General features: G+C 61.2%; 21 protein-coding genes and 2 pseudogenes. 11 read left to right on the forward strand and 12 right to left on the reverse strand.

Annotated features, from left to right (window positions below):
- Positions 1-4 precede the first annotated feature (4 nt).
- The 3 genes and pseudogenes from MLB1_RS02055 to MLB1_RS02065 all read right to left on the reverse strand — a co-directional run.
- Positions 5-622: a carbonic anhydrase gene (locus tag MLB1_RS02055; protein WP_180748078.1), complete on the reverse strand. Its 618-nt coding sequence runs from the start codon at positions 620-622 to the stop codon at positions 5-7.
- A gap of 658 nt (positions 623-1,280) precedes the next feature.
- The gene (gene dprA / locus MLB1_RS02060; protein ID WP_180748079.1) at positions 1,281-2,423 is read right to left on the reverse strand and encodes a DNA-processing protein DprA; all 1,143 of its coding nucleotides are present in this window, start codon (positions 2,421-2,423) and stop codon (positions 1,281-1,283) included.
- Positions 2,420-2,881 (reverse strand): annotated as a pseudogene (locus MLB1_RS02065) (ATP-binding protein); the annotation flags it as partial. The pseudogene MLB1_RS02065 and the gene dprA, both read right to left, overlap by 4 nt.
- 99 nt (positions 2,882-2,980) lie before the next feature.
- Between MLB1_RS02065 and MLB1_RS02070 the strand changes: the two are divergent.
- The 9 genes from MLB1_RS02070 to MLB1_RS02110 all read left to right on the forward strand — a co-directional run bounded on the left by MLB1_RS02070 (position 2,981) and on the right by MLB1_RS02110 (position 14,703).
- On the forward strand, positions 2,981-4,492 hold the full coding sequence (locus tag MLB1_RS02070) for a site-specific integrase (protein ID WP_255485567.1): 1,512 nt from the start codon (positions 2,981-2,983) through the stop codon (positions 4,490-4,492).
- Positions 4,493-4,518: 26 nt separating this feature from the next.
- Complete coding sequence (locus tag MLB1_RS02075; RefSeq protein ID WP_180748080.1) at positions 4,519-6,243, forward strand: hypothetical protein; 1,725 nt, start codon at positions 4,519-4,521, stop codon at positions 6,241-6,243.
- Complete coding sequence (locus MLB1_RS02080) at positions 6,240-8,348, forward strand: integrase (protein ID WP_180748081.1); 2,109 nt, start codon at positions 6,240-6,242, stop codon at positions 8,346-8,348. Before MLB1_RS02075 ends, MLB1_RS02080 begins: the two co-directional genes overlap by 4 nt.
- A gap of 5 nt (positions 8,349-8,353) precedes the next feature.
- Positions 8,354-8,722, forward strand: a complete 369-nt coding sequence (locus MLB1_RS02085) for a hypothetical protein (protein WP_180748082.1) — start codon at positions 8,354-8,356, stop codon at positions 8,720-8,722.
- A gap of 472 nt (positions 8,723-9,194) precedes the next feature.
- The gene (locus tag MLB1_RS02090; RefSeq protein ID WP_219602526.1) at positions 9,195-9,773 is read left to right on the forward strand and encodes a type IV toxin-antitoxin system AbiEi family antitoxin domain-containing protein; all 579 of its coding nucleotides are present in this window, start codon (positions 9,195-9,197) and stop codon (positions 9,771-9,773) included.
- A 576-nt stretch (positions 9,774-10,349) separates the two neighbouring features.
- Positions 10,350-11,591: a pentapeptide repeat-containing protein gene (locus MLB1_RS02095; RefSeq protein WP_255485569.1), complete on the forward strand. Its 1,242-nt coding sequence runs from the start codon at positions 10,350-10,352 to the stop codon at positions 11,589-11,591.
- Positions 11,592-11,993: 402 nt separating this feature from the next.
- The gene (locus MLB1_RS02100) at positions 11,994-12,953 is read left to right on the forward strand and encodes a GlxA family transcriptional regulator (RefSeq protein WP_180748084.1); all 960 of its coding nucleotides are present in this window, start codon (positions 11,994-11,996) and stop codon (positions 12,951-12,953) included.
- 245 nt (positions 12,954-13,198) lie between these two features.
- Positions 13,199-13,897: a DJ-1/PfpI family protein gene (locus MLB1_RS02105; protein ID WP_180748085.1), complete on the forward strand. Its 699-nt coding sequence runs from the start codon at positions 13,199-13,201 to the stop codon at positions 13,895-13,897.
- A gap of 62 nt (positions 13,898-13,959) precedes the next feature.
- Complete coding sequence (locus MLB1_RS02110; RefSeq protein ID WP_180748086.1) at positions 13,960-14,703, forward strand: SDR family oxidoreductase; 744 nt, start codon at positions 13,960-13,962, stop codon at positions 14,701-14,703.
- Between the two features lie 90 nt (positions 14,704-14,793).
- On the opposite strand, the gene MLB1_RS02115 is transcribed toward MLB1_RS02110, so the two are convergent.
- The 9 genes from MLB1_RS02115 to MLB1_RS02155 all read right to left on the reverse strand — a co-directional run bounded on the left by MLB1_RS02115 (position 14,794) and on the right by MLB1_RS02155 (position 22,351).
- The gene (locus MLB1_RS02115; RefSeq protein ID WP_180748087.1) at positions 14,794-16,215 is read right to left on the reverse strand and encodes a hypothetical protein; all 1,422 of its coding nucleotides are present in this window, start codon (positions 16,213-16,215) and stop codon (positions 14,794-14,796) included.
- A 338-nt stretch (positions 16,216-16,553) separates the two neighbouring features.
- The gene (locus MLB1_RS02120; RefSeq protein WP_180748088.1) at positions 16,554-16,772 is read right to left on the reverse strand and encodes a hypothetical protein; all 219 of its coding nucleotides are present in this window, start codon (positions 16,770-16,772) and stop codon (positions 16,554-16,556) included.
- Positions 16,773-16,928: 156 nt separating this feature from the next.
- Entirely contained in the window at positions 16,929-17,129 is a 201-nt protein-coding gene (locus MLB1_RS02125; RefSeq protein ID WP_180748089.1) for a hypothetical protein, read from the reverse strand.
- A gap of 21 nt (positions 17,130-17,150) precedes the next feature.
- A complete protein-coding gene (locus MLB1_RS02130; RefSeq protein WP_180748090.1) occupies positions 17,151-17,330 on the reverse strand; it encodes a hypothetical protein in 180 nt (59 codons plus the stop codon).
- Positions 17,331-17,685: 355 nt separating this feature from the next.
- On the reverse strand, positions 17,686-18,240 hold the full coding sequence (locus tag MLB1_RS02135) for a YbhB/YbcL family Raf kinase inhibitor-like protein (RefSeq protein ID WP_180748091.1): 555 nt from the start codon (positions 18,238-18,240) through the stop codon (positions 17,686-17,688).
- A complete protein-coding gene (locus MLB1_RS02140) occupies positions 18,237-18,791 on the reverse strand; it encodes a 3-isopropylmalate dehydratase (protein WP_180748092.1) in 555 nt (184 codons plus the stop codon). Before MLB1_RS02140 ends, MLB1_RS02135 begins: the two co-directional genes overlap by 4 nt.
- Entirely contained in the window at positions 18,788-20,035 is a 1,248-nt protein-coding gene (locus MLB1_RS02145; protein WP_180748093.1) for an aconitase/3-isopropylmalate dehydratase large subunit family protein, read from the reverse strand. The genes MLB1_RS02140 and MLB1_RS02145 overlap by 4 nt, the downstream gene beginning before the upstream one ends.
- A complete protein-coding gene (locus MLB1_RS02150) occupies positions 20,026-20,913 on the reverse strand; it encodes an isocitrate lyase/PEP mutase family protein (protein WP_180748094.1) in 888 nt (295 codons plus the stop codon). Before MLB1_RS02150 ends, MLB1_RS02145 begins: the two co-directional genes overlap by 10 nt.
- 13 nt (positions 20,914-20,926) lie before the next feature.
- Positions 20,927-22,351, reverse strand: coding sequence for an MmgE/PrpD family protein (locus MLB1_RS02155; protein WP_180748095.1), 1,425 nt, complete (start codon positions 22,349-22,351; stop codon positions 20,927-20,929).
- A gap of 81 nt (positions 22,352-22,432) precedes the next feature.
- Here MLB1_RS02155 and MLB1_RS02160 point away from each other — a divergent pair, with 81 nt between their 5' ends.
- Both MLB1_RS02160 and MLB1_RS02165 read left to right on the forward strand, forming a co-directional pair.
- On the forward strand, positions 22,433-23,224 hold the full coding sequence (locus MLB1_RS02160) for a GntR family transcriptional regulator (RefSeq protein ID WP_371750541.1): 792 nt from the start codon (positions 22,433-22,435) through the stop codon (positions 23,222-23,224).
- A gap of 48 nt (positions 23,225-23,272) precedes the next feature.
- Positions 23,273-23,695: pseudogene (locus MLB1_RS02165) on the forward strand (hypothetical protein); the annotation flags it as partial.
- Positions 23,696-23,713: the final 18 nt, after the last annotated feature.

Raw genomic sequence — 23,713 nt, forward strand, 5'->3', positions numbered from 1 at the left:
CGGCTCAGGACTCATCGATATCGCCGACGTGGCCGTGCAGCACCACATTCCCGTCGGCAAGCTTGTAGGTCAGATACACGATGGCCAACTTCTTGGCACGGACCGCATCAGCCACCACCTGGGAACGCTGCAACAACTTGACCCCCGTCTCCTGCACATGACGCGCCTCGAACTCGTCCACTCGCGATAACCCGTCCTTACGGCCGCCCAAGATCGACGGGATCACCCGCACCACCAAATCCCGGATGTACCCACCGGGCACGTCGCCGGTCTCCAGCGCCGCCAACGTCGCCGCCACCGCACCACACGAGTCATGCCCCAAAATCGCAATCAACGGCACCCCCAATACCGCCACCGAGTACTCAATCGAACCCAACACCGCCGAGTCGATCACCTGACCTGCCGTGCGCACGATGAACATGTCACCCAGGCCCTGATCGAAAATGATCTCCGCAGCGACCCGACTGTCCGAACACCCGAACAACAACACATCAGGACTCTGTCCATTCGCGAGCTCCGCACGCCGGGCCACACTCTGGCTCGGGTGCAGCGGAAGCCCACCCACAAAACGCTGGTTACCCTCTTTGAGTGCATTCCAGGCGGACTTCGGATCAGATGCCATATTTCCTTCATACCCTACCTGGGTATTGTATGCCTGTGAGGCTCGACACACCCCAGTGCGGAGCGGCGCTACCCTGCGCCCCATTGAAATACAAACTGCTGAAAGCGAACTCCCCGACTACCAGGCCGCTTCGACCGCACTATCAGGCCACATGTCACTCCTCGGCGTGCGCCGCAGACATTGAAAGCAACCGACTCCAATATGCCTGGAAACCATAGATGCTGCAACGCCTATTCGCGATCAGTTGGCAAACACCCACTGCCATAACACACCCGGACACCCCACGGCCCCGCCGTGCTACCGGCACATTCTCTCCCCCAAAAATACAGCGGGGGAATGCATTTCACCTGGTCGGCGACAAAACTGCGCGCGCGAATCCGGCATGTCCGGCCGCCGTCGGGAAGAGTTCAACCAGTCCCGCTTCAGAGCAAATCGTTCTGGTTACCAGGATATCGCTGCCGTTACCGCCCACGCATTGCCAGCCAACGACGCCGGAACACACAGCATTGAAGTATCCGGCCAGGAGTTGCTCAGCTTTGAACAGAGAGTCTCGATAGCGGGAGATGTCACCGGGCGCGAATTGAACTATGTACCAATAGGCCTCGACGAATGGCGCAGGAAGCGCTGCATACGATGCCCCCCGAACCATTGCCGAATCTCAGATCGATCGCGTTCGGCTGGCACGGGTGATCTTCCAGGCACCGTCTGCGTCAATCACCAACTGCTCAAGTTCCAGAATCGCCAGCGCGCCCTGGACCCTTCGACTGGTCAGCCCGGATTCAATGACCAACTGCTGCAACAAGGCACTACCCCGGCCAGGCAGCGCTTCGTAGACCCGCTTTTCGTCCTCGCCGAGTGCGTCTAGTGCGCAGGCGGGTCGTCCCGATTCCTGCGCGAATTCCCCCAACCGACCCGCCAGTTCAACCACATCCTGGGCGGAGACGACCAATTGTGCACCGCGTTCCGCGATTTCGATATGGGTACCGGCCGATGCGGTGGAGGTGACGGGCCCTGGCACCGCACCAACCGGCCGTCCAAGCGCCCGCGCCCAGGCCGCCGTGTTCGCCGCCCCGCTGCGTACACCTGCCTCGACGACAACGGTCGCACCGGACAGCGCCGCCACCAACCGATTTCGGGTGAGGAAGCGGTATCGAGCCGGCCGAACTCCCGGCGGATACTCACTGACCACCAGCCCGTGCCGGGCGATGCGATACAACAAAGCCGAGTGGCCGGCGGGATACGGCACGTCCACACCACCGGCCAGCACCGCGACCGTCATGCCGTCACTGCCCAGGGCCGCGCGATGCGCCGCACCATCGATCCCGAACGCGGCGCCGGAGACCACTGCAACTCCGCGGGCCACCAATCCGGCAGCCAGCTCGGCCGCCACATGCTCGCCGTATCCGGTGCAGGCGCGCGTACCGACCAGCGCTGCTGCGCGCGCCGAGACCTCCGGCAAGGATTGCTCACCGATCACCCAGAGTGCAAGCGGCTCTCGTGCATTCGGCATCCGTTTCGTATCCGCCAGTGCGAAACCCTGGAACTGCCACGCCGGCCATTCCGCGTCATTCGGCGTCACCAGCCGACCACCGAGTCGGGCCAGAATCTCCAGATCCTCGCGACCGCGGTCGATACCGTGACGGGCCTGCACGATGCCCCGCAGCCGATCCGGCACATCCAACCGGCGGACCCGCTCGGCCGTCTCGTGCGCACCGAACACCGACACCATCGCCGCCAGCTCGGCACACGGCGCCTCGGTAACCCGTGACAGGTACGCCCAGTCGGCCAGATCGCCGCTCATCGCTTGTCGCGGAACGTCAATGCGAGCTTGACATCTTCAACACTCGGTACATCTCGTCCGCCGAGATCTGACAGAGTCCATGCAACGCGCAAGCAGCGGTCCAAGGCGCGAACACTGATAAGGCCGCGCTCCATGGCGTTGCGTAGCGGCTCCATGACCACTCGCGAGGGCCGGAACTCCTTGCGTAACAGCGGACCCGGGGCATCAGCGTTGACCCGAAATCCGTACGCCGACCATCGAAGCGCCGCGCGCTCGCGGGCCAGCGTGACGCGCTCACGTACCAGCGCGGTGCCCTCAGTGTCATCGTTGAGGGCGTTTTGACTGACCGGGTGCATCCTTACCCGAAGGTCCACCCGATCAAGCAGCGGCCCCGACAACTTACCCAAGTAGCGTCGGCGCAGCGGCGCGGCGCACGTGCAATCACGTGGGTTCGCCGGAGCGCATGGGCACGGATTAGCGGTTCTCTTACCCGACGACACGTGTTGGATTTCTGTGGCTTACGTGGAAGTAAGGCAGGATGTCTCGGCAGCTGGCATTGCCCGGAACGGAGGAGTCCGTTGGATCAGTACATCGGTGAGGGTTGGTGGCTCGAGTTCTACGACCGGCGCAAGCCATTCGTGACTGCAGGTAAGACGTATGGCCAAGATCCATACGAGATGGCTCGACGGAACGGAGCCATTGACGGGACGCCGTACTTCGTCGGCCCCGATGGTCGCGCCGACGCACGGATCAATCTCTTTTGGCGCGAGCCATCGGTAAGGGCAATGGCCAGAGGAACCCAAAGGCGCTACGCGTTGTCCTTGCGGATATGGCTAAATTTCTTGAGCGCGGTCGGTGTGCCATGGGACCGGGCCGACGCGACAACACTGGCCGATTTCAAGACTTGGCGAATGTCTGCCGAGGCAGCGCAAGTCCACGTCGGAGCGAGCACGTTTCAGTTGGATCTTGCTGCAGTCAGCCGTTTTTATGAGTGGGCAGCCTTAGCTTGCGACGGCGTCAGGAATCCTGTCAGGTTCCGCCAAGTCAGACGCGGCAACCACCACCACGAGCTGGGGCTGGAGAGAGAGGCACGACCCACAGGAGTACGACGAGCCGATGTGAAATGGTTGACGCCAGCCGCGTTCAGGCTCTGGCGCGACGTCGGACTACGCGGATTCACCGCGGACGGCGTTCCCTGCGAATCTTGGTCGGGCACCGTAGAAGATCGCGACGTAGCGTTCGTTGAGGGCCTGTTCGGAACTGGACTGCGATGCGGAGAATGGTCGAGCGTACTAACTATCGAATTGCCACAATCACTGCACCGCCGTTTGCATCGAAGATGGCTTGCCTCCGCGTGTGCGAAATACGGTGTAGGCAGGCGCTACTGGCTGCCCAAGCGAGTGGCACAAGCGGCTAATTTTTACCTCCATGAAGGAGGACGCGCCGAAGCAATCGCGTTCGCCCAAGCAAGGAGTCTGTACAGCCAGATTCCAGATCTACTCATCGTCGACAAAGTAGGCGATGGATGGGTCAACGTCCGCAACGGCAATCGACTACATCGAATGACGTTGGATGCCTTGGACCCTCCGTTACGAATGCGACTGTTCCGCGAGACCGACTCTGGACTTGAGCCACTATGTTTGTGGCTCAACAGTAACGGCCTTCCACGGCCGAAAACCGCATGGAGCAAGACTTTCCGTACCGCCAACGGCCGAGTGCAACGAACACTACAGAAATCAGACGGACTCTCGGCGCATCTGTGGGCGCGGCCACACATGCTGCGACATAGCTTTGCGTTGCGTTGGTTCTCGGTCGCGACATTCGTCGCATGGGAACGAACGTCTGGACTAACAACCGCTGAGCAGCGTGATTTTCGCAATCAATTAGGGGACATATGGTTTCTGCTCTCCACCCTGCTCGGTCATCGCAGCGCAGAGACTACGCGGAGTATCTACTTGGAGCCGTTCCAGAACTTGCACGTTGACCAACTGGTCGCCGTCATGGACTCCGACGACCGCGCGGCTCTGGAACGACTAATCGGGGCTATCAGCACGAATGAGCCCCGCGTCCTATCGGTCACCGCGCTGTGAGCGTACGGCGGGGCCGTAGAGCGGCGTTGCCCGCCGCGTCGTGGAAACCTGAATCAAGGCGCAAAGACACAACAGTACTCTTTGTCAGCGAGGACGGTAGCCAAAAACTGTCCGTTGACTTCTCGAAATTACAAGTGCCCCAGAGTATTCAGTTGGAAATAGCAATAGCCGCTGAGATCGTGACTGGACCGATGGGCACTTGGAAGCGCCTGGCCACGGCGAAAAATATACTGCCGGCAGTCAAAAACATCACACAATGGATCGCTACGACTCGACCTGAGCTAACGACACTCGCCAATCTCACTCCCGCCGACGCTCGGATGCTGGCCCTGAGCGTCTCCAGCAGCCGCCAGTTGAGCATGGCACGGACCTTGTTGCGTTATTGCGCCGAAGTACCAGAGGAAGTGCTGTATGAGCTCGCGCGCAATCAACGTCCACGTTCAGATGCAGCTCGGGAACCCTACACAGACGCAGAGCTTCAACGAATCTGTGCCGTCATGCGCGCAATCGTGCGCAATGCTCAGCGCCGAATCCGCACACACCTCGCGCTGATCTCGGATCTGCGTGCCGGCCGTCTCGACGCCCTCACCGATGATCACCCCAAGCGAAAACTAGCGTTGGCATTAGATCACTGCGAGCGCATGGGAGACCTGCCGCGATCAAAGGTCACCGGTGCGCCGGTAACCGCGGCACGCCAACTTGCACAGGGCAGCGGGCGTGGCCGTCCAGCCTTGATGGCGCTCATCCACTTGTCGACAATGGAGGCCTGGGCATTGGCGGTGCTGTTGGCAGCACTAACCGGTTTCAACGCTTCGGTACTCAATACGCTGCCTGCACACCATCTCCGTGCAACCGGACAGGATGAAACCGCTGTCGCCCTGGTTGAGACAAACAAGCCGCGCCGCAAAAACAATGCGAAGATCACGCTACCGCTAACTTCCAGCTCCTTGGACCGGCAGACTCCGTCATTGACGACTCCCGTCGGGGTGTATCTAACACTGCTCGAGCTGACCGAGCTGGCCCGCAACCAATTGAACACTGACGCTGCATTTGCCTTCTATACCGGCAAACGCGGAGGTGCTCAGCCCTTCCACGCGGGGTTACCTAACTCGATGGGCCGTATTCCCAGTTGGGTTGCACCATGGCTCACCGGGAATGCGGCCGTCGACGAGATGCTGTCCACAATCAGTCTCGACCGCCTGCGGAAGACCCGAATCGAGATGTCCCGCATGCCAATCGGGCAATCGCGCTCGATGCACCATCACTACCTACAGCGAATGAAGAAAGTTCGCGAAGAGGGGTACAGTGTTGTCCGAGAAGCACTTGATGACCAGGTCACTAAGGCTTTGGCGCGCCGCGAAATCACTGTCACACCACTACCCTCTGAAACCGAGGCGGCGCCTTCATCGAACGACACGCTACTAGGGGAATGCACTGACTTCGAGCATTCCCCTTTCGACAACGACCGCCCGTGTCGGCAGGCGTTCCTAACGTGCCTAGATTGCGTGAACGCCCGCGCGTTTCCCCGCCATCTTCCAGCCCAGCTGCTAGTTGCTGACAGGATTCGCGACCAGCAAGCCGAACTTCCCGCCGAAAACTGGATCCGCCGCTACGCCGGCCCTCTCGCCCAGCTCGAAGACATCTTCACGCTGTACACACCGCAGCAGATGAACAATGCGCGTGCTGAGACCACCAGCCGAGATCGTGAACTTGTTGAACACCTGCTACAAGGAGACTTCGATACGCCATGACAGTCCCCTCAGAACTGGACTCCGTTGTCGCCAACATCATTGTTACACCTAAAAGCGTTGTACTGCAATCTCGTTCATTGCGTACTGAAATCAATCGTACCCAGTTATCGGTGTTCAACGATACGACGTGGGACCTTGATCCTGCCATCCCCGATCGGCATTCTCCGTCAAGCACGCTTCACTGGGACATCTACCCTCCACGGCTACAGACGAGCGCGAAGCTGTACGTGTTTGCACTGCTCAATGTCTTAGACGACGCCCCGCGATTACCCTTTGCCCGCAGCCCCTACCCGGCGATCAAGACGATCTATGCCGACCTTCCATTTTTGCGGGAGTTCCTGCGGTGGCTCGACAAACAGGACATCACCAGCTTTGCCGATGTCACCTCTGATCACCTCAACAGCTACCGCCTACACGTACAGCAACTCACTCACACAACCGCCTGGCGGCGACGTGGACTTCTGGCGGTGCAGCGGTTGCATGCCTATCGCGACTATCTGCCCGAGCACTGTCGGCTGCCTACACCGCAGCCCTTCGGATCCACCACGGCCGCCCGACTCGTCGGTGATCGCCGGCCCGCGGTCATCAATCGCACGCCTCGGATCGATGCCGATGTGATGGAGCCACTTTTGTCGGCGGCACTGTTCACGGTCTCGACAATCGCGAAAGACATCACTGTTGTCACCCTTCGCCTCTTGGCGATTCGGCAGATCGCGCAGACTGTCGCGTCCGACGATCGTCACCTACTGGCACGCGACTTCTATCGATGGCCAACACTGATCGACCAAATCGACCGATTGATCCCGGCCATGATCGAAAACAACCTGCCAGTACCTGCGGTCCGCACCTCTCAAGGTCTCATGCCTGACGCGATCGGATTCAGTGTTGCGGCGTGGGTCGACCGCGATACGGTACTGAATACCGCAGTACGGAGCAGATTGATGGACAGCGGGCTTCCTTTGAAACAGGACTGGCTAATCGTCAGAAAATTCACCGCGCTGGACCGCCCTTGGCGCAATCGTCCACTCGGCGTCTCAGAACTGGTGCCCATCATCCGCCACGTCGTCACAGCGTGCTTTCTCGTCATCGCGTACCTGTCGGGGATCCGCACCGGCGAGGCACTCAATCTACGAAGAGGCTGCATTACACGCGATAAGCAACTTGGCCTCGTACTAATGTCGGGCGAGCAATCCAAAACCACTCCCGAACGCCGAAAGCGTTCCCCCGCAACGATCCCCTGGGTAGTGACCAACGAGGTGGCCGATGCCGTCGCCGTCCTGGAAGCGATCACCCCTGGCGATCTACTGTTTCCCTGCGGGAAAATATGCTCCAGCCAATGGTACGAGTCAGCCTCCCTCAAACCGCGAACGCCAGGAAAGGTCAATGTCGATCTGCGCGAGTTCGTCAGCTGGTTCAACCAAAAAATCGCATCTGAAACGGGCCACCCCGCTATCCCGGCTGATCCCGACGGCGATATCTCCGCACCGAGACTTCGTCGCACACTCGCCTGGCACATCGTGCGCCGTCCGAACGGAATCATTGCCGGGGCAACGCAGTACGGACACGTCCGAACCCAGGTCATGCAGGGCTACGCAGGACTGGCCGACGCGGGATTCACCGGCGACCTCAACTTCGAAGCGCTACTTCTGCGTGCCGAGCAACTTCACGACGACGCTGAACGACTACGTCTCGGCGAACATATCTCAGGGCCAGCGGCGGAGACCTACCGTGCGCGCCTCGATCACCGGCCACAGTTCGCCGGCACTGCCATAACTAGCGCAGCTCAGCTGCACCGAATCGAACGAAATTCAGCATTAGATATCCACCACGGCACGCTGCTTACCTGCGTCTATCGGCAAGAGACTGCAGCCTGTCACGATCGAAGCGATCAGACAGACCCGAACTGGGCGAGGTGCCGTCTGTCATGCGGGAATATCGCCTATACGGACCGCGACGTCGCCGCCGTGCGCAAAAAGCTAGCTGTCCTCAGTGAACGGGCCGCTACCCCACTACTGCCGACGCCGCTGCGCACTCGCCTAGAACAGCGGTTCCAACAACTTAGTGTCGCGGTACACAACCACGAGCCTGGCAGATCAGAGAGGTAGAGACCTTGGCACACAACGACATCGAACGGAAACAAGTCGAGGACGCTATCGAACGACTCATTGCCGGAAACCCATTGCACACCGTGGGCCATCACACCGTAGTGGCCCTCGCAAAAGAGTCTGGGATACATCGTACCCGCCTCTACGAGCAGTACCCCGACCTTATCTCAGACTTTAAACAGCTTGCACAACAAGCTATTTCACCAAAACTCATCATTGCAACAAGCTTCGAGCTCGCCGAGGCGCGGAAGCGCGCTCGCGACCTAGCGGCCGAAAACACCCGGCTCCGCGAGCGCATACGGACGCTCTCTGCAGTGGTCACTGAACTGTCTATTGAGCATGGCCAAAACCATGTTGTTCGGATCCGGACCTGACTGCAAAACGACTGCTGGCCTTTAGTTTACCGCCTCCATGCGACATGCGGTTCAGAGCGTCTTTGTCGCCCACCGTGCTGTCTCGATCATTTCTCGTCAACGCCTCGAAATAGCCGGCATTCTTCGAGTATTGGTCTTTTCAGAAATTCCGAAAATTGAAGCACAGGAATCTTTCTGGGTCATCGGAGCCTCGCATGCCCACGCTTGCCACGATTTACCGGGTCGAATCAAGTTGCTTCATCGCCGGAACGTACTGACAAAGTGTCGTCTCATGGTGATGAACACTCGGTTTGGCGTCCATAACGCTGCCGGCATATGCGTGTCGGGCCTGTACCGATAATGGTACGGATATGACTTAATATCTGGCGTAAGCGTACTTTTATCGGTACGAATAGGCCGTATATGCGGCTAGGACCGTACCAATTCCAGTACGCTTGCGCCTCAGCGTTGGAACTAGACACGCCAGGAGGCGATGATGACGTACCGGCACGAGCTTTGGCGAATTGCCGCCGAGAGGCATGGCATTGTCACTACCGAGCAGGCCGAGGACTGGGGTGTGCCCGCTGTCGAGATGCGCAAGCTCGCCACACGCGGCGCACTGACACGGGTAGGCCGAGGCGTTTACCGCCATAACGGAGTACCGCACGACGCGTGGACGGACCTTGCTGGGGCGCTGGCAAGCGTCGGCCCGGATGCTTTCCTTGAAGGTCACACGGTGCTGGCGATGTTCGACCTCGCTCTGGTGAACCCGCCAAAGATCTATGTCGGCACACCGCGACGTCACCGTGGCGCGGTGCCGCCGCACACCGTTGTGACCGCGCGTCCGCATATGGCTCCGGAAGATCTCACGGAGTACGAGGGCCTGCGCTCGCTGACTGTCCGGCGGGCACTTCTAGATGCCGTGCAGATCATCCTCAGTGATCGCATGCAGGACGCTGTCGTTAATGCTCAGCGTCGCGACCTCATTACCGAATTAGAGGCCAAGGAGATCGTCGGTGCGGTCGCCGGATGGGATCAGCGAATGGCCGCACCAAGCAGCCACCGGAGGTGATCGCCGAGGTACTCAGCCGAACCAGGACAGGCCAGAAGACCGGTGCGATCGCAGCCGATATGGGGATTCATCACTCGACAGTCAACCGGGTCCTCAAGGAACAACACCGGCTGCACCGCCAGCATGCGAACGCGCGTTAATACCCACACCCAATGAGCGTCTGATTCACCAGGAGGGGCGATGTCTGATTCACACCGCGCAGAACCGGCCAAGAGAGGATCCGATGGCGGGAAGGGTGGGCGACTGTGGACGATCTCCACCGCCGTCGCGGTATACCTGATCGGTGTGATCGCGGGCCCTACTCTCCTCTATCGGTTGCTCGCCACAGAACGGAACTGGGGTGAATTCTGGCGCGTGGCAGCCGGGCCCACCGGGACCATGTTGGCCGCTGCAGGCGCAGTCATGGCCGCCTACCTCACCGTGCTCAACGGTGAAAGCAACCGCCGCCAGGATCGTGACTCCACCGATCGCGATCGCCGAAGCGCAACCGAACGCGACCTGCGGTCGCGATTCACCTCAGCGGCAGAACAATTGGGCGACAAGAGGTTCAACGTACGCCAGGCCGGAGCGTACGCAATGGCTGCCATCGCCGACGACTGGCTCGCACTGGCTGCAGATGAACCGATGGGCGCCAGGGAGGCGCAAGTCTGTGTCGATGTGCTGTGCGCCATCCTGCGGGCCGCCCCAGCTGACCAACCCGCCGCAGACAAAACCGAAGAACCCTCGGACCAACCGGTGCGCAGCATGATCATCCACATCATCGCTTCACACCTGCGCCGCGATACCGAACCATCATGGCGTCAACTGCGGTTCGATCTCAAAGGCGCCCACCTTCACGACGTCAACCTGTCGGAATGCCACTTCCAAGGTTCCCTGATACTCGCCAACGCACATCTATCTGGGGAGCAAGCGACCTTCACCGACAGCCACTTCGCCAACGTCACATTCGATCACGCAACATTCCAGACGGGTACCACCGCAGAATTCACCCACACCACCTGGGATACGACCGCCGTATTCCAATACACCGAGTTTGGCGGCAATCTGAACTTCGACCGTGCCAACTTCAACGCAGGCGCTTCCTTCACGGGCGCCTCGCTAGGCACCCGGGTCGGCGCGGCAAGCGAAGCGTCGTTCAAGGAGGCCGAATTCGTTGGCACAGCGGACTTCACCTACGCCAGGGTCTACTGCTCGATGGCCGAGTTCTATGGTGCGACGTTCAACGGCCCCGCACTCTTCAAAAGATTGCAGGCCAATCAGCCAGAGAAATCAGCATCAATTTCGTTTCACAGCGCAACATTCCATGGACCTGCTGATTTCGAGGCCTGCCATGTCGGCTCTCACACTGATTTCAGAGAAAGCAAGTTTCTCGGCGACCTCAAGACCCCAACGGCTCTCGATGACACATACTTTGACTCCGAAGAAGCCGTCAGATTCAATGACGCCGAGTTCGTGGTGGCGGAGTTCGACAAGGCACAGTTCAGCCGCCAGGTCTCGTTCTACGGCGCGAAATGGATCTTCGAAGCCCGCTTCCCCAGTGCCAAATTTACGGCACCAGTCCGGTTCGAGAAAACAACCTTCCACAACGGCGCCACATTCGTCGGTGTCGAATTCGTTTGTGGCGCAGATTTTTATCGAGTCGATTTCGGGGATCAGCCCGTCGATTTCACCAACCCCGCCGTATGGAACGATGTCCGCGTCGATTGGGACGGCTCCAGTCCATTTCACTCCAGCGTGCCCCCCCAGCCCTCCAATGTTCTGCCGGAAGACTGGACGTCTAACCGCGCTAGCGAGCGGCGCCCAGCGACGAGGACGTAGGTGAAGTCGAGCACGCGTAGTCCGCACATGCTTTCTCGGAACATCTTCTCCTGATTTCGTTGACGTCTCTGTCCGTTGAACCAGGTTATGGAGATGTTCTAAGCGATGGCAATCGACAATATTTGCTGGCCGCGTTGACTTTTGGTTAACCGGCATCACGCGTACTGAAAGTACGAAGTCCGAGACGAACCGCCGATGCCACTGCTCTACATCGAGATAGCGGGCAGCGTGGCAAGACGAAGGCGACGCAACGGCTTTGACTGCGTCAGCTCATGCCGGGGTCACGCCGTGGAACCCCCGAAGCGCCATCCGCTGCGGGTGATGTCCGATTCTGGTGGATGGCCTGATCTGTGGGATACGGGCCATTGACGACATCGGTGTGGTTGACGGAGACTTCAGCTCATGCGACCAGTCCTGATCGTCGGGTTCGACGGAGTCCAGGCCCTCGACATCGCGGGACCCTCTGATGTCTTCACCGGAGCTACGCAGTGTCTGTCCCGGCTCGGCGGCGACAGCGGCTACGCCGTGAAGGTCGGCTCGGTCGGTGGAGCCGCGGTAAGGACCGGGACGGGTCTGGAGTTCGTCTCCGATCTGCTGCCAGATCCCGCGGGGCTGGACACGGTCGTGCTGCCTGGCGGCGCTGGCTTGGAACTCGGCCATCACGACGACGAGTTGATCGAGTGGGTACGTACTGCTTCGCGTACGGCAAGGCGGGTGGTCACGGTGTGCACCGGCGCGTTCCTAGCCGCCGAGGCGGGCCTGCTTGATGACCGACTGGTCACCACACACTGGGCGTTCGCCGAGCGACTCGCCCAGCAGTACCCGCGGGTGCGCGTGGACGCTGACCGCATGGTCATCCGCAGTTCCTCTACGGTGTGGACGTCTGCGGGTGTTACCGCCGGCATCGACCTGGCGCTGGCGCTGGTGGAGGACGATCACGGTGTCGAGGTCGCCAAGACCGTCGCGCGGTGGCTAGTGCTCTACTTGCGACGCTCAGGTGGCCAGACCCAGTTCGCCGATCCTCGGTGGCGGCCGCGGGCCAAGCGCGCCCCCATCCGCAAAGCCCAAGAGGCCGTCGAAAGCCATCCTGCGGGCACTCACACCATCGAGGCGTTGGCCCACCTCGCCGCGATGAGCCCCCGCCATTTCACCCGCCTGTTCACCGAGGAGCTCGGCGAGGCGCCGGGCGCCTACGTTGAACGCATCCGGACCGAGGCGGCCCGGCGCTTGCTCGAACGGAGTACCGACACAGTCCCGGTGATCGCCGCCCGGTGTGGCTTCGGAAGCGCAGAGACGTTGCGCCGTCACTTTATTCGCCACATCGGCATCCCACCGGACGCCTACCGCAGAGCTTTCAGCTAGCGCGACGGGCGCCTCGGCCTCCCCGGCCGTGCCCACGGGTAAGCCCGACACGGACCCGCGTCGGGTGGGTCGACGCGATTCACGCTCATCAAACTCGTGTCCTTTTTTGAGGATATCTCGTCCTTTACGCCGTCGTGCGGGCCGAAGACACTTGTGGGGAAGGCAGATCCGGTCGGATGCTTCCGACAGGACTGCGATGACGACACGCCAAATAGCCGGGTTACCACATGAATAAGGAGTATGAAATGGCCCCTGACGATGCTTCGGTCACGCGCATTGCCATGCTGCTCTATCCGCAGTTCACCACCCTGGACCTGATCGGGCCCCATCAGGTGCTGAGCGCACTTCCGAACACCGAGGTGGATTTGGTGGCCAAGACCGCCGATGCGGTCACCTCTGATTCGGGAGTCTCGATCATTCCCGACCAGACATTCGAAGGGGTTGGTCCGGGCTACGACGTCATCTTTGTTCCCGGGGGTCCTTGCACGTACGAAGTCATCGACGACGCGGACACGCTGTCGTTCGTGAGATCAGTCGGTGTCGAGGCCAGCTACGTGACGAGCGTGTGCACCGGTTCGTTGATCTTGGCCGCCGCTGGCCTGCTCACGGGGTATCGAGCCGCGTCTCACTGGGCGTTCCGCGAGATCCTCTCCGTCTCCGGGGCGACCCCCGAAGATGAACGAATAGTCATCGATCGCAATCGAATTACTGGCGGAGGCGTCACCGCGGGCATCGACTTCGGACTGCACCTCGCGGCGATCCTGGCCGGAGAAGAGGTCGCGAAGACGCTCGAACTGATCATGGAGTACGACCCGCATCCACCATTCAACGTTGGACATCCCTCCCGTGCCGATGGGCGAACACTGGCACTGGCCACCGACCGGCTGGCACCCGGGGTGGCGTTGACCAAGCAAGCCGCCGGGCGCGTTGCAGCGTCGCGCTGAACGACACTGGCCCAACCCCGATTTCCGATTTTTCAGTCGATTTCACACAAAGGATCCTTGCTATGAGGCTTGAAGGAAAGACCGCGCTCATCACCGGCGGCACCAGCGGTATCGGTCTGGCTACTGCCAAGCTGTTCGCCGCCGAAGGGGCCCGCGTGGCCGTCACCGGCCGCGACGAGAGCAAGTTCGACCAGATCATGGCCGAACTCGGTGACGGCGCCCTGGCCATTAGGGCCGACGTTCGGTCCCTGACGGACCTCGCGGAACTAACGAGCCAAGTCGCAGAATCCTTCGGCGGCCTGGACGTGTTCTTCCCCAACGCCGGTGTGGCGCAGTCAACTCTGTTGTCGGAGACCGATGAGTCGCGCTACGACGAGTTGATGGACATCAACCTCAAGGGGGTTTTCTTCTCGATGCAGGCCGTCGTTCCTATCTTGCACGACGGCGCGTCGGTCATCCTCAACACCTCGTTCCTCAACCAAACCGGCATGGCCGGACTGTCACTGTTGTCCGCATCCAAGGCGGCAGTCAGGTCGCTGGCACGAACCTGGTCAGCCGAACTACTCGACCGCAACATCCGCGTCAACGCCGTGAGCCCCGGAGGAATCGACACACCGTTGCAAAGCCGAAACCGCACTCCCGAGCAAGCGCAGGCCCTCAAGGATGGGCTCGCGGCCAGTGTGCCTCTGGGTCGTCTCGGCAGCGCGCAGGACATCGCCGCGGCGGTGCTGTTTCTGGCCAGCGACGACTCGCGCTACGTCCTAGGCGCCGAGCTGGTCGTCGACGGCGGAATCTCGCAACTGTGACCGGCGCACCACCCCCACTGCCCGCCCAGACGATTAGATCAATGGTCCGGCAAGACCCTGAACTGCCTTGTCGGAGATGCCATGGGCCGGTTACATGTGGGCTGGGGGTGGGATTGCGTCGAACACGTTCGGCCAGAGCACGAGGATTCCTGAGCGCTCGCATGCGCCAACCAGGGCCATATCTACCGGCTCGTTTTCTAGAACGATGACGGGGTGGATGTGCTCGTGGTGTGGGCGCATTTGTTCTGCGTAGTGCAGTACTTGGCCTATGGCACAGCGGAATTGGCGTACTTCGTTGGCTACAGTAGTGCTTTTGACCTCTACGACCCATAGGTGGGATTCGTTCTGCCAGGCTAGGTCGTACTGCGGTTCATCCGGACGGGGTCGTAGCGGTAGGAACCCGATGCGCTCTAAGGCGTCTGCGAATTGACTCTGGAGGACGGTGTGGGCGGTGTGGCCTCGGGTCTGTAGGTCGGGGTCGGGGCCGAGTGATACGGGCGGGCCGTCGTAGATGAGTCCGGCTAGCTCGTCACTGATCATGCCGGTGACGCGGTAGTCGGAGATCACCTCGCCGTGTCTCTTGTCGCCGCGTTGGTGGTCGCGCCACCAGTATTGGCCGGTGAGTCTGCCGAACAGCGGCGCTTCGGGTCGGTAGGTCTTGAAGTGGCCGCGGCAGGTATGGAAGGCCTGGGGGAACGAGATCCCGCCCGATTTGGTGGCCTGGTCTAGTGCCCGTGAGATCGGTGTGATGTCGATCGTCGAGTACCGGGTCAGTGTGCGGTTGTGTTCGCGATGGAATGCCTTCTGCAGCTTGGGTGATGGCTCATGTTCGGTTTCGGCGATGTTCTTGCAGTGCAGCAGGCCCAGCGCCAAGGTCAGCACGACGCGGGTCACTGCCAGTTCATAGATGATGCCTTCGCAGAAGTTCGTGAAAAGACCAGGAGCCTCTGGTGATTCGGGAGTTGACATGTCGTCGGTCAGTGGCGGGTCGCCAGGTCGGATGATCTGGCGACCATGCTCGTCCAGGTCCCACCAGAACAAGCCTATGGGCCCGATCGGGCGGCCTTTCTCCCATTCCACGAAGAGGGCGGCTGAAAGGGACCAGCGCACACCGGGTTCGGTTCCTTCGTAGCGTTCAACGAACCAGCCGTATGAGCGTGCTCCGGCGGGGTTTGGTGGGCAGCGGGCCTCGACGAACATGTACGGGTAAGGCGGGACGGCAGCGAGCGGAGGCAATATTTCGGCGAGGTCGGTATGGGTGAGTTGGTGGGTTTCCAGGTACCGGTGCACATTGTCGACACTGAATACCTTGGCTTGGTCCCAGATCTCACGGATCATGCCCTTGCCGCCGGGGGCGACGGAACGGAAGTACTCGGCTTTGTCTGGATCCTGCCGGCACCAGTCGCGCAGCTTCTGTAGCGCGGGAGTATGCCGGTATTTGTCGGCGTCAATGAGCTCGTACACCGTCAATCGGCTGCCATGAACCATGAGTCGGTCATACAAGCGCGACATCGCAATCCTCCGGGTGCCCTCGGTCTGGTGCAGTGGACTCTACGAACCGGCACCGACAATCGCCGTGCTCCCTGCCGCGCGAGCTACGACAGGTCGACGTGCCCTCAGCCCACAGGTCGAGCACTGCGGGCAGAAGATCGCAGTCGGTGAGGATCTTGAGGTCCTCGTCGCTAACCTAGCCAGTGTTCCTGGCTAGGGCGGGGGCCAGGCGGCGGGCCGTCACGCTGGCCACCGAAGCCAAGACACCATACGTGAACGGCACAGACACCAATAGGTTCTGCCAACCGCCTCTAGAACGCCAATTAACCAGTCGCGCTGGCAATTTCCGTCGCCCCACATCAGCAACCACCCGGCGCTAATATCCCCGGAACTACGAAGTACCAGCCGCCAGCGATCACAAACGGCGACATCCACAGCAGCACCAGACCAGTGCCGGCACACTCAGCCAGCGATCCATCCACGTCGACGATCATCCACACAAGGAACACCAGGTAGTAGACGATGCACACCACTCTGGACGCGACAACCACGGGCCGCCCCAACTCCCGCAGCAGCATTGTCAGTCACTTTGTCTCCCACGGTCGTACCTTCATCGGACCCGGTGCTCTACACATGTCACCGACGTTGGTTCTGGAAAGGCCACTAGGTGGAACCTGGTGGCGAGGGATATAGCAAGAACTCTCGCCACCAACAGTCGTCACACACCAGGTCGGTTATTGCGCGTTGTACCGGCGCCGGATGCGCTCCAAGAGTTCGCCTGCGCCGATATCGCCTCGTAAGTAGGCGTTCTGGCCGGCCCGGATGGCATCGGTACTGCGGGAACCTTCTAGCTCAGTGCCGCGGCGAATGACACTTAGCGCCTTGAGGCGGCGCTGGGTGTGTGCACCTCGGTCATGTCCACCAGTCTGCTGCACGGCAGCTACCTGGGCTGCGCGCTAGTACTCGGTCTCGGCGCCGGGGGCGCGTGTACCGGCCACCGCCACCAGGCGCGACACGGCGATCACGGCGGCAATCAGATCCGGTTTGAGGCCAGCAGCATCAACGACGACCCCGCCGACCGATGGGCCTGCCGCCCAGCGCCATCTGCGTGACTGATACCACCAACGCGAATCCACCTTCGGCAGCCTGCCCTAACGCTCTGAGCATCCACAGCTGCAGGACCACCGGGCACTCCGCGCCGGGGATGTCCTCGGGCTGGGCCCTTTGCAAGGCTGTGGAGGCGAACAGACCATCAAGACAGCGGCGTGCCTCCACCAGATCCTCGCGAATCGGCGGTCAGGTTTTGGTGCCATATGTCGATGCCACCCAGGCGTACCTACGGTGGAGATTGAAGTGGGAGATTCCACCGTTGGTGCTGAGTTTGACTGCGGTGCGGTCCTGCTAGCGCAGAATTCCAATCTTCGTTGATGTTCGAGCGTCGCCCCGCCGTGCATCTGCATCTACTGCCACCGCTGGCACTGGATCGCTCCGTTAGCGGGGCCGCTCGTATGTTCCCGTCAGTTGACCGCGTGCGATGACACGTCCGGTGAGCACTGTCAGTAGTGCCCGTACGGTGTTGACGTTCTCCGGTACCGGGATATCTGATGCGAGCAGGTGGAACCGGTAGTGGTGTGGGCCGTGCCCGCGAATCGGGCGGGGGCCCGAGTATCCGTCTTTGGCTAGCCGAGTGGGAACAATCCGCACACCCGCTTCCCCGCGCCGCAGCCCGCCAGCCTCGATCCCCGCAGTGGACGGTTGCAGTACCGCCGCACTGTGGATCAGCGGCTTGGGCAGTGGGACATCGATATCATCGATCAGCAAAACGAGCTGCGCCGAGGCGCTAGGAATTCGGCTCCACCGCAAGGTTGGGGAGATATTGTCACCGACCCCTGGGCCTGCTGCCCACAGAGGAATGGGCGCTCCGTCGGAGAAATCCGGGCTGGTCAGGATGATCTCTTCCACGGCCGCCAATTTCGAGGACGCGAGTGGACTTCGCCTTGGATTCGCACGCAAGGGCCGCAGCGCGCGTCCCACGAGTGTTGTCATGCCCCACTACCTGCGCTACGCATGGCCACGACGCTTGAGCGCAACAGATCGCCCAGCTCGGTTGGCAGATAACCTTGTGCGGCCAGGCGTGGCATTACACCTCCGCTGGCGAGGATCTCCAGGATCAGATCGGGCAGTTTTGGTACAGAACCGGAGCTGGCTGTGGTGTCGTTACGCCATTGACCAGAGGCCAGATCGAATGTGCCGTGGTCACCTTCGCTGAATAGTGCCGTGGCATTGGGCAACGTGACAGCGGGGAGCCCAGCATTGACCGCGTTGCGGAAGAATAATGAATTGAATTCCTCGGCGACCAGTCCGGATAGGCCCAGTTCGACAAACAGCGAGGCGACGGGCCGTGATGAGCCCACACCGAAGTTGCGTCCCGCCACCACGACGTCGCCCGGTTCCACCTGGTTGGTCCAGTCGGGGCGTACCTCGTAGAAGACGTGTTTGGCTGCCTCGATCGGCTCCATTTTCATGGCGAATGCCGGGTACATCGCATCCGTGTTCAACCCATCACCGAAAACCCATACTCGGCCACTGAATTTCATGCGGTCACGCTCCTTGGGTCGGCGATGTAGCCCGTGATTGCCGATGCGGCGACAGTGGCGGGGGACGCCATATAGATATCGGCCTCGGTGCTGCCCATGCGGCCGGTGAAGTTGCGAGTGCTTGATGTCAGGCAGACCTCGCCCGGACCGACCACACCCATGTGGTAGCCGAAACATGCGCCGCACGTGGAATTGGTGATCACCCCACCCGCGTCGGCGATGTCCTGTAGGTAGCCGCGACGCATTGCCTCGCGATATACCGCCTGTGATGCCGGGGTCACGAGCAGCCGTACTCCCGGCGCCACGGCCTTGCCGCGCAATATCTTTGCGGCGATCTCAAGGTCTTCAAGCTGACCGTTGGCGCACGAACCGATGAATGCCTGGTCTATTCGGGTGCGCCCCAGCTCCGAAACCGGGACACCGTTACGCGAGACAGTGCCGGGCTTGGCCACGTAGGGCTCCAACCGGTCCACATCGATGCGGCGCACCTCGTGATAGCTCGCGTCGCCATCCGGGTGAGCGGCCACATAGCCGGAGGCGCCGTGGTCGGCCAAAAATGCTTCCAGCACTTCGTCACATTCAAATGTGCTGAAATCGGCTGATACTTCAGCACACTGGGTGGCGATAGTGCGCCTGTCATGCATGGGGACCGAGAACAGGCCGGGGCCACCGAATTCGAGATTCATGTTGGCTGCGTCTCCGTATTCGTTGGCGAGGTACAGGAAAATGTCCTTGCCGGTTACCTCGGGCGGCTTGGTGCCGTTGAGTTCATAGCGAATGGTGGGCGCCACCTGGTACCAGGTGGTGCCGGTACACATGATCGAGTAGATTTCGGCAGGTCCCAGCCCCCTGGCGGCGGTGTTGTAGGCCCCAGCCGCACAGGTGTGAGAGTCGGTGCATGCCAGGACTTCCCCAGGCCTGGCCAGTCCGTTCTCGGCAATGACCTGATGGCAGATTCCATGGCGCCCAACGTCGTAGAAACGTTCGATGCCGAAGTCGGCCGCGAATCTACGGGCATGCGGGCCACCGGCGGCGTCCTTCAATGTGGGTGCCGGAACTGCGTGGTCCATGACGATGGCCAGCTTCTCGGGATCATTGATCTTCAGCGGCGGTATCCACATCGTGGCGAACTGGAGGTCGATCATGACGGTCATGTCGACGTCTACCACCACGGTGTCACCCACAGATACGCTGTCGCGGCCGGACTTTCGCGCCAGGATGCTCTCTACGATGGTCATGCCCATGATGAGGCCTTTCGATTCGCGAGGGCCTGGTCGATGTCCGACCACTCCGACAGGCCAACAAGGTTGAAGAATTCCGCCGGCGAAGCGGGGATCAAGGCCGTGGGGTCCGTGCCATTTAGCTCGCACAAGCCCTGCAGCATGGCGAATGCCGCGCGGCCCAAGGGGTCGCTTGGATGGATCGCGATGGCGTAGCCGAGCTCGGTGAGCCGCTGCGTTGATTCCAACGGTGTCAGTCCGCCAAGGACCAGATTGATCAGCAACGGAGCGTGCACTTCTCGGGCTATCCGTTCGATCTCATCGACACCTCGCGGCGCCTCGATAAAGACGATGTCCGCGCCCCCGGCGGCATAGGTGTTGGCACGATCGATAGCGGCGTCAAGGCCCAGTGGCGCACGGGCATCCGTGCGGGCGATGATCAGCAGGCCGTCGTCGGACCTGGCATCGAGCGCGGCCGCCAATGTCTGTCCGAAATCTGCCGCAGAGACAACCTGCTTGTCCGGCAAGTGCCCGCAGCGCTTCGGGAAGGCCTGGTCTTCCAACTGGATAGCGGCCACGCCTGCCTGCTCGTACAGTCGCATTGTCCGCACCACATTCAGGGGCGCCCCGTATCCGGTGTCGGCATCGGCAATCAACGGGACGCCTTCCAAAGCCTCAACAATCATCCGCGCACGCTCAACCATTTCCGTCTGCGTGACCAGTCCGATGTCAGGCAGGCCAAACCCGGAAGCCGCAACTCCCGCACCGGTGAGGTACGCCGCGTGATGTCCGGTGCGTTTGATCAGCTGGGCCGATATACCGTCGAAAACGCCAGGCGCCACAATCAGATCACCGCGATCGAGCAATTCTCGCAGTGCTTTCCGTGCGGGAGTGGTAACCATCAGCAGGCTCATCTCAATCCAGTGCGCCGGAGACTGGTGCCGCAAGTAGGTCGACGAGAGTGCCAATCTCCTCAAGGTTTTCGAGCCCGAGTACGGCGTGCTCGATTGCTTCGGCGCGAGTGTGGTCGGTGACCCGGTCGGCGAGGGCATGGAACTTGGCGACCAGCTCATCGTTGGTAACCGGGTCTCCGGGGGCGCCGTGCGGTAGCTCGACGCAGGACCGGTACACGACACCGTCCTCTGTCGTCACCACGACATCGGTGCGGAAGCGCTGTGCAAGTGGGGCAGTGGCCAGAGACTCGTCAAGATGCACGTTGGTGCGCTCGATCAATCGCCAAATGTCCGGGGCATCCAAGCGCTGCGGCGTGAATTGTTCGGGCAAGACGTTGCCATCGAGCAGCGCCGCCGCGGTGGCGTAGCCGATGTTCATTTGGGCCCCAATGGGAGTCAGCGGCCGCTCGGGCGTCCACCAGCCGTGCTTGTAAATGGTTTCCCCGACGGTGATATCGATGCGGGCGATATCGGCGGGATCGCATTGCGTCCGCAGTTGGCGTGCGGCGTCGATCGCCCCGTGCAGCCCACCCATCGCCGCGTATGACTTCACCATGATGGTCTCGGTCTCCCATTGCCGGCCGAGCCCGCGGACCAGTGCTGCGGCGTCCGGGTTATGCCCCTCGCCGAAAACGCTAAGGAAGCCACCGTATTCACGCTCGAAGACTCGCTTGATACCGGTGTAACCCGCCTGCGCCAGGCCGGCGGCATAGAAGCCATTCCGTGAAGCCAACCCGTGGTGCATCCGTTTGGACATGGCCTCGAACTGCGCCGCCATGAGGCCCGCGGATTGAGTACCAGCCAACCCAAGTGCGTCTTCGAGCTGGCCGGGAGTCAGACCGCGCAGCTTGCCGGCCGCCATTGCTGCCGAATGAGTACCGAACACCGAACCCGAATGCCAACCACGATCCAGCATTTGCGACCCGTGCAATGTGTATCCGACGCGCGGGCCCACTTCGAATCCGACGATTGCGGCCAACAACAGCCCATCACCACGCGATTGCGGGGTCAGTGCGGCGGTTGACAACAAGGCAGGCAACAACAGCGAGCAGCTGTGCAGCGGCGCAACGGGATGGAAATCGTCGAGCTCGAAGCCCTGGATAAAAGTGCCGTTGAGCACCGCCGCGGCGGCCGGCGCTGTGGTGCGGCCGGTCCCGATCACCGCAGCCGATCCCGTGGGCTCCAACGCGAGTACCGCATCCGTGGCCACCCGGGACCACGGGAGCTGCGCCCCTATCAGCGCGCAACCGAGTCCATCGAGCAGCAGGTGCTTGGCGCGATCGACGACGGGTGCGGGCACATCGTCCAACGTCAAGCCATAGATCCAGGTGACCAGCTGGCCGGTCGGGCCCGCCGGGTCGGTCGCGCTCTGCTGAGTCTCAGACATGACACCCCGTTTCATTAGTTGTTATAGTTATATAACAACTAATGGCTCATCGGCAACCTCCGATATGCCAACATTGAGCGCGTGCCCACAGAGCAGCCAGCCCAGCCCGGAGCCGTGACAGCTGGGGCCGGTGTGCCGTTGCATCGGCAGCTCTTTTTGGTGCTGCATGACGAAATCTCCCGCGGGACAATGCAACCAGGTGACGCCTTACCCACCGAGCAATCGCTGTGCGAGCAGTTCGGGGTCTCGCGGATCACGGTGCGCCGTGCACTCGCCGACCTCGCCGAGGAAGGCTTGATCGAGCGCCGGCAGGGCGTGGGATCATTTGTCCGCGAGGATCTGCCGACGAAATCGCGGCCTGTCGGCAGTCACCTCGATGGGATGCGACAGGCTCAGTTCGAAACTGCCGTCGAAGTCATTGATTTCGGGCTGCGTACCGCCCCGCCCCTGATTGGCGAAGCCCTCGGGCCTGGCGAGAAATTGCACGTCGTACGGCTCCGCCGGGAACGCCGAACGCATGAACCGCTGATGATCACCGCGGCCTGGCTGCCACCCGAGCTGGCCGACCGCATCACATCTGCAGCGCTGCGCGAATCCGCGCTCTACGACTTGCTCAGCCAGACCGGGGTGGAGCTCGACCGAATCGACTCGGAGCTCACCGCGGAGCTGGCGGGCCCGGCCAATGCGCGCCTACTCGAGGTGCCGGTGTCCTCGGCGCTCATTCGCATCAACCGCCTCGCCTACACCTGCGGCAAACCCCATCACTATCTGACGATCACCCTGACACCAACTCGGAGCCGCGTGCTACTCAATCACGCCGTCCCAGACTCCCCGCAAGCCGTCGCGATAGCCCACGACGTACGGCAGATCTAACTCTGGCTCCTGCAACTAGATTTAGCAGCGACTCTCGGAGCTTGATTCGGAGCCACAAAGGTCGGGCCGATGCCAGCCCTGTGCGACAGGCTCGAACGCCATTTATATCAACTACCCCGCCCAGATCGCACCCAGACCGTCGCCGGACAGCGCCCCAGATGCTCCTCACTAGTCAAGACCACCGGCGAGGACTGCACCAACTCGGCGATCTACCTCGGTTCAGGAATGTTTGGCGCCCACTGCTATTTACACACCACCCCCACCGAGCGTGAACAGTATCGAGCCCACCACGAAGAAAACGATGCCCACAAAGCGCGCTCCCACACCGATTTACGCAACCTCCGACGAGCGGCGGGCGAGAAGATCGTCGCCCACTGGATATCCAGCCGTGAACAACGAAGCAAGTGGTTCGACGCCATCGTTTCGAACCAACCGATAATGCATCAATCCTGTTTTTCTGCAACAAGTTAACAGCGCCGCGGTAAATCT

Source organism: Mycobacteroides sp. LB1, assembly GCF_013449725.1.
GTDB lineage: Bacteria > Actinomycetota > Actinomycetes > Mycobacteriales > Mycobacteriaceae > Mycobacterium.

Excerpts from the sequence above, each read along its gene's own strand:
- MLB1_RS02055 (WP_180748078.1), bottom strand. The coding sequence starts at position 622 with ATGGCATCTGATCCGAAGTCCGCCTGGAATGCACTCAAAGAGGGTAAC.
- dprA (WP_180748079.1), bottom strand. The coding sequence starts at position 2,423 with ATGAGCGGCGATCTGGCCGACTGGGCGTACCTGTCACGGGTTACCGAG.
- MLB1_RS02080 (WP_180748081.1), top strand. The coding sequence starts at position 6,240 with ATGACAGTCCCCTCAGAACTGGACTCCGTTGTCGCCAACATCATTGTT.
- MLB1_RS02090 (WP_219602526.1), top strand. The coding sequence starts at position 9,195 with ATGATGACGTACCGGCACGAGCTTTGGCGAATTGCCGCCGAGAGGCAT.
- MLB1_RS02095 (WP_255485569.1), top strand. The coding sequence starts at position 10,350 with ATGGCTGCCATCGCCGACGACTGGCTCGCACTGGCTGCAGATGAACCG.
- MLB1_RS02100 (WP_180748084.1), top strand. The coding sequence starts at position 11,994 with ATGCGACCAGTCCTGATCGTCGGGTTCGACGGAGTCCAGGCCCTCGAC.
- MLB1_RS02105 (WP_180748085.1), top strand. The coding sequence starts at position 13,199 with ATGGCCCCTGACGATGCTTCGGTCACGCGCATTGCCATGCTGCTCTAT.
- MLB1_RS02110 (WP_180748086.1), top strand. The coding sequence starts at position 13,960 with ATGAGGCTTGAAGGAAAGACCGCGCTCATCACCGGCGGCACCAGCGGT.
- MLB1_RS02115 (WP_180748087.1), bottom strand. The coding sequence starts at position 16,215 with ATGTCGCGCTTGTATGACCGACTCATGGTTCATGGCAGCCGATTGACG.
- MLB1_RS02120 (WP_180748088.1), bottom strand. The coding sequence starts at position 16,772 with ATGCTGCTGCGGGAGTTGGGGCGGCCCGTGGTTGTCGCGTCCAGAGTG.
- MLB1_RS02135 (WP_180748091.1), bottom strand. The coding sequence starts at position 18,240 with ATGACAACACTCGTGGGACGCGCGCTGCGGCCCTTGCGTGCGAATCCA.
- MLB1_RS02140 (WP_180748092.1), bottom strand. The coding sequence starts at position 18,791 with ATGAAATTCAGTGGCCGAGTATGGGTTTTCGGTGATGGGTTGAACACG.
- MLB1_RS02145 (WP_180748093.1), bottom strand. The coding sequence starts at position 20,035 with ATGGGCATGACCATCGTAGAGAGCATCCTGGCGCGAAAGTCCGGCCGC.
- MLB1_RS02150 (WP_180748094.1), bottom strand. The coding sequence starts at position 20,913 with ATGGTTACCACTCCCGCACGGAAAGCACTGCGAGAATTGCTCGATCGC.
- MLB1_RS02155 (WP_180748095.1), bottom strand. The coding sequence starts at position 22,351 with ATGTCTGAGACTCAGCAGAGCGCGACCGACCCGGCGGGCCCGACCGGC.